This is a genomic window from Collinsella sp. TF06-26, from assembly GCF_002232035.1.
Taxonomy (GTDB): Bacteria; Actinomycetota; Coriobacteriia; order Coriobacteriales; family Coriobacteriaceae; genus Collinsella.
On the sequence record NZ_NKXR01000025.1, the window covers coordinates 1 to 9812 of the forward strand.

The 9812-nt window shown below is 59.0% G+C and carries 7 protein-coding genes; all 7 read right to left on the reverse strand.

All coding sequences use genetic code 11. The features are described from left to right. Positions 1-131: 131 nt before the first annotated feature. Positions 132-2021, reverse strand: coding sequence for a carbon starvation CstA family protein (locus CHY22_RS09640; RefSeq protein ID WP_089573668.1), 1890 nt, complete (start codon positions 2019-2021; stop codon positions 132-134). An 817-nt stretch (positions 2022-2838) separates the two neighbouring features. Then, the gene (gene tsaD, locus CHY22_RS09645; RefSeq protein ID WP_089573669.1) at positions 2839-5223 is read right to left on the reverse strand and encodes a tRNA (adenosine(37)-N6)-threonylcarbamoyltransferase complex transferase subunit TsaD; all 2385 of its coding nucleotides are present in this window, start codon (positions 5221-5223) and stop codon (positions 2839-2841) included. After that, positions 5210-5716 carry a tRNA (adenosine(37)-N6)-threonylcarbamoyltransferase complex ATPase subunit type 1 TsaE gene (gene tsaE / locus CHY22_RS09650; RefSeq protein WP_089573670.1) on the reverse strand — a complete coding sequence of 169 codons (507 nt, stop codon included), beginning with the start codon at positions 5714-5716 and terminating at the stop codon, positions 5210-5212. Before tsaE ends, tsaD begins: the two co-directional genes overlap by 14 nt. Positions 5717-5728: 12 nt before the next feature. Continuing rightward, positions 5729-6349, reverse strand: coding sequence for a uracil-DNA glycosylase (locus CHY22_RS09655; RefSeq protein ID WP_089573671.1), 621 nt, complete (start codon positions 6347-6349; stop codon positions 5729-5731). A gap of 8 nt (positions 6350-6357) precedes the next feature. Continuing rightward, the gene (gene alr / locus CHY22_RS09660) at positions 6358-7503 is read right to left on the reverse strand and encodes an alanine racemase (protein ID WP_089573672.1); all 1146 of its coding nucleotides are present in this window, start codon (positions 7501-7503) and stop codon (positions 6358-6360) included. A gap of 2 nt (positions 7504-7505) precedes the next feature. Further along, positions 7506-9122, reverse strand: a complete 1617-nt coding sequence (locus CHY22_RS09665) for an NAD(P)H-hydrate dehydratase (protein WP_082435564.1) — start codon at positions 9120-9122, stop codon at positions 7506-7508. Continuing rightward, a complete protein-coding gene (acpS, locus tag CHY22_RS09670) occupies positions 9123-9662 on the reverse strand; it encodes a holo-ACP synthase (RefSeq protein ID WP_089573673.1) in 540 nt (179 codons plus the stop codon). Between the last annotated feature and the right edge of the window lie 150 nt (positions 9663-9812).

The window sequence follows — 9812 nt, forward strand, 5'->3', positions numbered from 1 at the left end:
AGCGGGTGGTTTAAAGCTGGCCGCTGCGCGGCCAGCAGACTAAAGTCTTGAAGAAAAAAGACCGGGTCCGCTTGATTGCGGACCCGGTCTTTCCGAGTCAAATAGATGGGAGATTCAACCCGTTCGACCGACTAGGCCTTGGCGGCCTCGGCGTCGGCAGGAGCTTCAGCGGCAGCGGCGCGACCGTACTCGGCCTTGCCCATCTCGGACCACTCGGGCTCCTCGTCGGGCATGGAGCCGGCCTCCTTGCCGAAGAACTCCTTGAGACAGTTGACGGCAACGATGAGGCCCAGGACCATCAGCAGGACGGCGAAAACGAGCTGCAGGCCCTTGGTGGCGGCGACGGAGACGGCGGCCGTGGTGGCGGTAGCCGGGATGGTGCCGAAGAAGCCGTAAGCCTGGACAGCGGTCATGCAGCCCATGGCGCTCTGGACCAGCGAGGTGAAGGTGCAGCAGAGCAGGAAGGCGACGGGCACGTAGAGCATCCAGCCCTTGCGGCCGGTGCACTTGCAGAACACGGCGAGGGTAATCATGGTCATACCGCCGAGCAGCTGGTTGGAAGCACCAAAGAGCGGCCAGATGTTGGCATAGCCGCCAAAGGCGAGGGCGAGACCGGGAAGCAGGGTGACGACCGTGGCGAACCAGGGGTTGCCGAGAACCTTCATGTAGCCGGCCTTGGACTCGATGGCCAGGGCGTCGTTGGTCTGGGCAAAGAACTCGGAGAACGAGGCGCGGGCGATGCGGGCGACGGCGTCGAGCGAGGTCAGGGCCAGAGCGGAAACGTTCATGGTCATGAAGACGGTAGCGAACGTACCGTCAACACCGAAGGCCTGCATACCGCGGGAGATACCAGCGGCGAAGATCTGGAACGGGGTGGAAGCGACGCCGGCGTTGAGGGCGCCGGTACCGGCGGTGTTCATGTCGGAGAACATGATGCCGGCGACGATGATGGCAAGGATGCCGACGAAGGACTCGACGATCATGGCGCCATAACCGACCTTGACGGCGTCCTGCTCCTTCTCGACCTGCTTGGAGGAGGTACCAGAAGAAACGAGGCTGTGGAAGCCGGAGAGGGCACCGCAGGCAACGGAAACAAACAGGACCGGGAACATCATGCCAGAAGCGCTGGAGAAGCCGGTAAAGGCCGGAGCGGTGATGGTGGCCTGGCCGTTAACACCCAGGACGACGATACCGAGGACAGCGCAAACGATCATGACGATCATCATGATGGAAGTGAGGTAGTCACGCGGGGTCTTGAGCATCTGGATGGGCATAGCGCCAGCGAAGACCAGGTAGACCATGACGACGGCGAACCACTGGAACTTATCCAGGTAGACCGGGAACTGCATACCGACGGCAAACATGAGAACCATGAGGACCACGCCGGTGACGAACTCGGTAGCACCGGTGAGGTTGAACTTCTTCTGGGCCCAACCAAAGGCGATAGCGACGAAGGTGAACAGGATGGAGATGGTACCAGCGCAGCCGGCGGCATAGGACTTGGTGAAGTCGATGGCACCGGTAGCAGCACCAGAAGCGTCAACGGCCGGGGTGAACATGAACGTCTTGCAGACCATGTCGGTGAAGGCGGCGATGACGATGATGCAGAACAGCCAGCAGAACAGCAGGAACAGGCGACGGCCGGTCTTGCCGATGTACTTCTCGATGAGCTGAGCCAGGGACTTGCCGTTGTTCTTCATCGAAGCATACAGAGCACCAAAGTCGTGGACGGCGCCAAAGAAGATGCCGCCGACGAGGACCCAGAGCACGACGGGCAGCCAGCCAAAGGCCATGGCGACGATCGTACCCGTGACAGGGCCAGCACCGCAGATCGAGCTGAACTGGTGCGAGAACGCGGTAAAGGCGGAGACGGGCGAGAAGCTCTTGCCGTCCTTCATGCGCTTGGCCGGCGTGAGGGCCTCTTTGTCAACGCCCCACTTGTTGGCCAGCCAGCGGCCGTAGCCCAGATAGCCGCAGGCGAGCACCGCCGCGGCCACAACCATGAGCAAAACTCCGTTCATTACATTTCCTCCTCTAAAAAGAACTTCCTAGACATAAAAAATGAGGGCCGTCGGTTGCGCTCGACGGCCCTCATCTTCATCAGCCGCCCGTTATCGTACGGGCTAGCTGTATGTGCTAACCCGCATCAGATAATTACTACGCTGATAATGTTTAGCTGATGCGTGAACATGTCTAAGAAATCCTCTTCAATCATGATGTGAACGATCCGTGCGTGTTCACATCCCCCAGTGGTTGAAAAGGAGTATGAAACTTTAGTTACCTAAAGTCAACGCAAATTTGTAATGGATTTTCAAATTCTTTTGAATTTCTCGTTATAAAACGCCACTGACCTCGGACTTTACCGAACGACAGTTTTTGCTTGAGAGATGCCCCTCGGGAGCGGGGCGGGCGCCTGCCGCCATATATGAACTTTCCTGCTCGGACAGTCCTGCTCACGACGGAGGCCACATTAAGTGGCCTCCTGTTCGTGCGGAACTCGCGATAAAGTTCATATATGGCGGCAGGCGCCCGCCCCGCCCCCGAGGAGCTCCCATCCCAAATGTGCGGAGCAAAGCTCCGCGCACCATCTTTTTCTTTCAGCTAAAGCACGCCGGAAATTCGACGCAGCTGGCTAACCTTGCCGGACGTTGTCGACGCCAAACCAGCTCAGAAGTTATATCGATACAGAAAGGTCCCCGGACGGAGGGGCCGGATATAAGGTTTATCGCGAGTTCCGCACGCAAAGAAGGCCACTTAATGTGGCCTTCGTCTTGCGCAGGACTGTAGAGCAGGAAACCTTATATCCGGCCCCTCCGTCCGGGGACCGCGCCGTACCAGCTACAGCGTCATGTTTGGATCGGCGTCGACGTCGAACGGCGAGATTTCACCTCGGTCGAATTTACGGCGGGCGACCTCCGCGATCATGGCAGCGTTATCGGTGCACGCCGAAAGCGGCGGTACCGTCACGCGAATCCCCTGACGCCCAAGCTTCTTGATCATCATCTCGCGCAGATGCGGATTAGCCGAGACGCCGCCGCCGATGCAGTATTCCTTGCATCCGGTGGCATGCAGGGCGTTTTTGGCCTTCTTGTACTGAACGTCAAAGACGGCTGCCTCAAACGAAGCCGCCAGATCGGGCAGGTGAATCGTGCGCCCGGCCTTGGTCTCCTGCTCGATGTAGAGCGTCACGGCCGTTTTAAGACCCGAAAGCGAGAAACGATAGTCTCCCCTGCTGTTAAGCGCGCGAGGAAAATCGATCGCCTTGGGGTTGCCCGTCTCGGCCAGCTTGGAGATGATGGGGCCACCGGGATAGCCCAGACCCAACGCCTTGGCTACCTTGTCGAAGGCCTCGCCCACAGCATCGTCGAGTGTCTCACCAAGTACCTCGTAGTCGCCCCATGCCTTCACGTGCACGAGCATGGTATGACCGCCCGAGACGAGCGTGAAGATAAACGGCGGCCTGAGATCGGGCTGCGCCAGCAGATTGGCGAACAGATGGCCCTCCAGATGGTTGACGCACACGAGCGGTTTACCGGCGGCATAGGCAAAGCCCTTGGCGAAGGCGACGCCCACTACCAGAGCACCCACCAGGCCCGGACCCTGTGTCACGCCAACAGCGGCGAGTTCGCTCGGCGCGATGGCTCCGCCCTCAAGACCAAGCGATGCTGCGGCATCCTCGAGCGCCGCATCCACGACACTCACAATCACCTCAACGTGTTTGCGCGAGGCGATCTCGGGCACCACGCCGCCAAAGCGGGCGTGAAAATCAATCTGTGTCGACACCTGGTTGGCCAGCATATTGCCATCCGCATCGATAATCGCCACGGCCGTCTCGTCGCAGGAGCTCTCGATAGCGAGCACTAGGCGGCGGCGCTCAATTTCGGCACGCTCCCCCTCGGAGCGCCCAGGCGCAGGCAGCGGCCATACGCGCTGCTCTGCCGCCGTCGGCTCGGGCGAAGCATTGTCGACCGGAAGCACCAGGGGCAGCGGAGCCGTCATGACGATGGCGTCCTTGCCGGCACCATAGTAGCCGCGGCGACGGCCAGCCTCGGTAAAGCCCAGAGCGTTATAAAGCGCGGTCGCTCCCTCGTTACCGTCCTCGACCTCGAGCGAAGCCGTAGTGCAGCCGAGCATCTGGGCATCATAGCTCACGTGCGACAGCAGCTTGCGGGCAATGCCCTCACGGCGATGTGCCGGGTCGACGGCGACATCCAGAATCTGCACATCACCGTCCACGACCATACCGCCGGCAAGGCCCAGCAGCTTGCCGTCGTCGTGTGCCACCCACCAACTACGCGGCGCAGCGACGTCCTCGCCCAGTTCGGACAGGAACATGCCCGGCGTCCACGCCTTGTGTCCGGCACCTTCAAAGCAGGCAGCCTCTAGCGCGCTCGCGCCCTCGGCATCCGCCGCGCCCATGGGACGGAACTGCAGATGACGACCGGCGAGCTCATCGGCAACGCCCGTAATTTCGCTCTGTGCACTCTCAGCAAGACCAAGACGCTTGCGCTCGTTTTCCTCGGCATCCGAAAGGCGCGTGTAAATCGGCAGGACGCGAGCCGGATCGCCGTCACTCGCAGCGTGCGCGAGCAGCAAGCCCTCGCCCGAAGGCCACCACAGGTCGCGCTCCACGCAGCGGACGGTCTCGTCCTCACCCAGCAGCTTGCCATAGCGCACGAGACCGTCACCGGTCAGCTGAACCTGGTCCCAGTCCGCTGCTCGGCGCCACTCATCGAGCGCCACGGCGGCCTTGACCACGTGTTCGCGCTCAAATTGACGCTCGGGGCCCTCATCGACCAGCATATACAGCGCCGGATATACCTCACCGCGCATAGCATCGGCCAAGATACCAAGCTTGCCGCGCACGCCAGCCTTCCACGCCGTCCAAGCGCAAGCATCGAGCGTCGACACGCCCAGTAGCGGAACATTGGCACCACGCGCGAGGCCCTTGGCAGTGGAGATGCCGATGCGCACACCCGTAAACGACCCCGGGCCGCGGCCGACCACGTAGCAACCAACATCGCTGCGATCCAGACCGGCTTGAGCCAGCACGCCATCAACGGTATTCACGAGCTCAACGTTGGCGTGACGGCGACACATGTGGTCGCCACTCACGAGCTTCGTCTCGCCCGTCTGCCCATCAATCCATCTTGCCGCGCAGGCAAGCATGTCGGTCGAGGTATCGAGCGCCACCACCAGCGCGTTGTCGTTATGCAAGCTCATCTTGTACAGCCTTATCAATCAAATGGGAAAGCTCCATTGCGCGGTCACCGTGCGCCTCAAGCGTTATCGTTCGCACATCACTGTCGCCCTCATCACGCCTGAGCGTCACCGAAAGATACTCATCCGTCAGCTCGTCCTGGAATTGTTCGCCCCATTCCAGCAGGCAAGCACCCTCATAGCCCAGCACATCGAAAATGCCCGTATCCTCGAGCTCGTAGGCATGCTCCAGGCGGTATAGATCAAAGTGAAACAGCGGAATACGACCTTGATCGTGAACGGCCATGAGGGCGAACGTAGGGCTCGTAACCATATGCCCATCGCCCAGCCCGCGCGAGACGCCCTTGGTAAAGTGAGTTTTGCCCACTCCCAGGCCACCGGTCAGGATGAGCACATCGCCGTCCTCAAGGCACGGTGCAATTAGCTCGCCAAAGTACTCCGTATCGGCAGCGCAAGTCGTTTTGTAAGTACCTACCCCCAGGCGCTCCAGGGACATATATGCTCCTTATTATTCCGAGGCGTCCTCTGGCGCGGGATGTCGCTCCAGATAGTCGCCCAGCATCTTAAAGTCTTCCTCCAGCAGCTCCTGCCACGCCGGATTGCGCAGCGCTGCTGCCGGATGGAACGTGGGCATTACCACAAAATGCCCCATCTGGTGGAACCTGCCGCGCAGCTTAGTAATGCCAATCTCGGTCTTTAGCACAAAGTGCGTCGCGGGGTTGCCGAGCGTCACAATAATATCGGGCCAGATGCTTCGAATCTGCTCACGCAAAAATGGCGAGCAAGCCAGCACTTCCTCGGGACGCGGATTGCGGTTTCCCGGCGGGCGGCACTTAAGCACGTTGGCAATGTAGACGTCTTCGCGTTTGAGCCCCGCCAGCGACAAAATGCCGTTGAGGTCCTCGCCTGCCGCCCCCACAAAGGGCTCGCCCTGCAAATCCTCATTGCGGCCCGGCGCCTCGCCAATAAACATCACGCGAGCGTGGGGGTTTCCCACGCCAAACACGATGTTATGGCGCGACTGGTAAAGCTGGCAAAGGTGACAATCGCCCAGAACGGCCTCGATCTCCTCGAGTGCGACCTCACGCGGCGCCTGATGGCTATGGCCGGGGATGTGCATGACGCCCATAGCGACTCCTACACGTAGACCTTGTCGAGACGCATACCAAAGCCGCAAGCGACCTCGTAGTTAATCGTGCCGCGTAGGCGCGCCATCTCGTCCATGGTAATCTCGGCATCTCCATCGCGGCCGACAATGATCATCTCGTCACCATACTCGGCCTCGGGAATCTCATGCGCCGGGTTGGACTGAATGGCGACCATAAACTGGTCCATGCAGATATTGCCCACCTGACGCACACGCTCGCCGCGATACAGCACGTCCATACGATTGGAAAGCGTACGCGAAAGGCCATCGGCATAACCGATCGGAAGGGTGCAGATCTGAACGCGCGTGCGCGGTACGCGGTAGGTAAAGCCGTAGCCCACGCCCTCGCCCATCGCAGGATGCGCCACGCGCGTCACACGCGCGTGGACGCTCATGACGGGATCAAGCTGCATCACGCGACCACTCAGCTCACATGGCTGCAGACCATACAAACCGATGCCGGCACGAATCATGTCAAAGTGCATTGAAGAATCGAGCATCGAGGACGGCGTATTGGCACAATGCACGATACCGCATTCAAAACCTGCGTCCTTAATGGCCTGAACGGCCTCGGTAAAACGCTGGCACTGCAGCTTGTAGTCCCAACCCGAAGGTTCATCGGCCGTGGCAAAGTGCGTAAATACGCCGTCGCACTGGATGCCGCGATGGAAACTGATGCCGCGTACAAAGTCGAGCACCTGTGTGTAGTGAACACCGATACGATTCATGCCCGTCTCGATGGCAAGATGGTACTTGCCCACCTTGCCCGCCGCGACGGCGCATTCGCCATACGCAAGAGCAAAATCGGACGTATAGACCGAGGGCATGATATCGAATTCGAGCAATGCAGGAATAGCCTCGATAGGCGGCTCACTTAGAATCAGGACGGGCTTAGTAATCCCGCCCTGACGGAGCCCAACGCCCTCGTTAACCGTCGCCACGGCAAACATGTCGGCACCGGCCGAATACATGATCTTGGCACACTCAACAGCTCCATGACCATAAGCATCGGCCTTGACCACGCAGCACAGGCGCTGACGCGGATTCAACAAGTTCTTATAGGCCCTCGTGTTGCGACGGAGCGCCCCGCGGTCGATCTCGACCCAGGACCAGCGCGTCAAATCGGCTTTATTCATGATTAGTCATCCGACCCTTCGTCCATGATTCCCAGATCTTCGAGCGCATCCTTTGCCGCCAGCTCCATGGCAGGACCGATCAAGTCGATAAGATCGGTCGCGATGACGCTCTTCTCACCATACTCCGTCGCCGCGGCAAAACCGGCGTAGCTGTGAAGTGCGACGGCGTACGAATACAGCAACTCCCAACGATCCATCTCGTCGCGCATGGTGGCAAGCGTGCCGGCCAAAATACCCGCGAGAACATCACCCGAACCGGCAGTTGCCAGAGAAGCCGGACCCGAGAGCGGCAGCAGCACACGCTCAACGCCACAGATAGCCGTCGTCGGCCCCTTGGCAATGACCACCAGATTGTCGGAGCCTGCAGCCCAGACAACCTTCTGCGCGGCCGCAATCGCGGTACCAAGGTCGTTCACCTCGTCACCGGCAACCAGGCGCGAAAGCTCACGATAGTGCGGCGTCATAACCAACGGCTGCTCGCGGCGATACATCTCGGGGTTACTATCAATACCGTCAATGGCAATCTTAGCAAGGCAGTTGAGTGCATCGGCGTCCAAAATTAGCGGTACATCAAGCTCGAGCAAGCCCGAAACCACCTGCATAGCGCCGGCAGACGTCGTCATACCGGGACCGCACAGCACGCAGCTGTACTTCTTTGCGATCTCGCACACCGTCATGCGCGCAGCGGCGCCAAAGGAGCCGCGGGAATCAGACGGAATAGCAAAGACCGGAATCGAAGGAAGTGCCATGCGAATGAGATTGGCGCACGCGTCAGGAGCCGCGACTGCCACGTAACCAGCACCCGCGCGAGCTGCAGACTTGGCCGCCATAATGGCAGCACCAGGATATTGCGCAGATCCGGCGACAATAAGCACGGAGCCACGGGAATACTTATCGATATTCGATGGTAGCGGAGCAAAGTAATCAACTAAGTCACCGGGCTCGACAATCTCGGCGGCGTGGTCGACATCATCGATGACCTCGTCAAGACGGTCGTAAAGATTGCCGCAGATCAAATCGCCAGCATACTCAGGACCATCAGCGCTATACAGACCAATCTTGGGCGCAATCATCGTCACCGTGCGCTCGGCACGAATGCAGTCGTCATCAACAACGCCCGTCTCTGCATTCAGGCCCGAGGGGACATCAATGGATACGACACAATCGGCGCATTCATTGACCGTAGGAATCCAAATGGAGAACGGCGCACGCAGATTCCCGTGGAAACCGGTACCAAAAATGGCATCGACAACAACATCGGCCTTATCGATCAAAACCTCGAGTTCATCACGCGAGGGGCCGACGCAAACGTGCACATCGCGGCCGGCAGTACGACGAGCAACATGACGTGCCAGAGCAGCAGGAATCTCATCCGGTTCAACCGGAGAAACGATATCCACGTCCACACCCTTATGGCTCAGGATATCGGCGGCAACCCAACCGTCGCCGCCATTATTACCAAAACCGACCAAAACGAGAACCCGATCGGGATTGAGCTTCAAGACCTCGTTAGCGGCAAACTCACCCGCTAGCTCCATAAGCTCGGCCTTCGAAGTCCCTTCGCGTTCGATGATATCCTCGAGACGAACGACTTCTTCGGTACTCAAAACCGGTTTCATCTATGCTCCTAGCGTATCTTGCGAAGCATCGCCCAGGTGCTCCGTCAATGCTGAATTCTGCAGCTGCTCGAGCTCATCTAATACAGAGCGAGCCTCTTTAAATGTCTGCGCAACGCGTTTCTTGGTGCTCACCTTTTCATCTTTTGGCTTAGGCCGAGCATCCTCGGTAATCGCAATGGCATTAGCGACAGCCAAGTCACCCGTAAGGGTAATAGAAAGGGCGACCTCGACAACACCCAAATTCTGGGCGATTTCGAGAGCACGACCAGAAAGCAGAGCCTTCGGTTTGCCGAGTTTATCACGCGTTACCGAAACATCCTTGCGACCCACGCCTTGACTAAAACCCGTGCCAAGAGCTTTAAGCACCGCCTCACGCGAAGCAAAGCGGCTGGCATAGTGAGCAGCGGGACGCGATGATGCATCGCAATACGCACGCTCTTCTTCGGTAAACACACGCCGAGCAAACGACGGCGTCTTTTCAAGAATTGATTTCATGCGGGAAATCTCGACGATATCAACGCCGATACCAGCTTCAGCCATGTTCACCTCCATATCGCACAGACTAAGTTATTGTAGCCCGTTCACAGAAGATGCGACAAACGAGGGTTATAAAACACAGCTACTATGTGAGACAAAAGCCCGTAAACGCAAAAAAGGGGGAGGCCGCGAGGCCTCCCCCTTCTTCAATCT

Excerpts from the sequence above, each read along its gene's own strand:
- CHY22_RS09640 (WP_089573668.1), bottom strand. The coding sequence starts at position 2,021 with ATGAACGGAGTTTTGCTCATGGTTGTGGCCGCGGCGGTGCTCGCCTGC.
- tsaD (WP_089573669.1), bottom strand. The coding sequence starts at position 5,223 with ATGAGCTTGCATAACGACAACGCGCTGGTGGTGGCGCTCGATACCTCG.
- tsaE (WP_089573670.1), bottom strand. The coding sequence starts at position 5,716 with ATGTCCCTGGAGCGCCTGGGGGTAGGTACTTACAAAACGACTTGCGCT.
- CHY22_RS09655 (WP_089573671.1), bottom strand. The coding sequence starts at position 6,349 with ATGGGCGTCATGCACATCCCCGGCCATAGCCATCAGGCGCCGCGTGAG.
- alr (WP_089573672.1), bottom strand. The coding sequence starts at position 7,503 with ATGAATAAAGCCGATTTGACGCGCTGGTCCTGGGTCGAGATCGACCGC.
- CHY22_RS09665 (WP_082435564.1), bottom strand. The coding sequence starts at position 9,122 with ATGAAACCGGTTTTGAGTACCGAAGAAGTCGTTCGTCTCGAGGATATC.
- acpS (WP_089573673.1), bottom strand. The coding sequence starts at position 9,662 with ATGGCTGAAGCTGGTATCGGCGTTGATATCGTCGAGATTTCCCGCATG.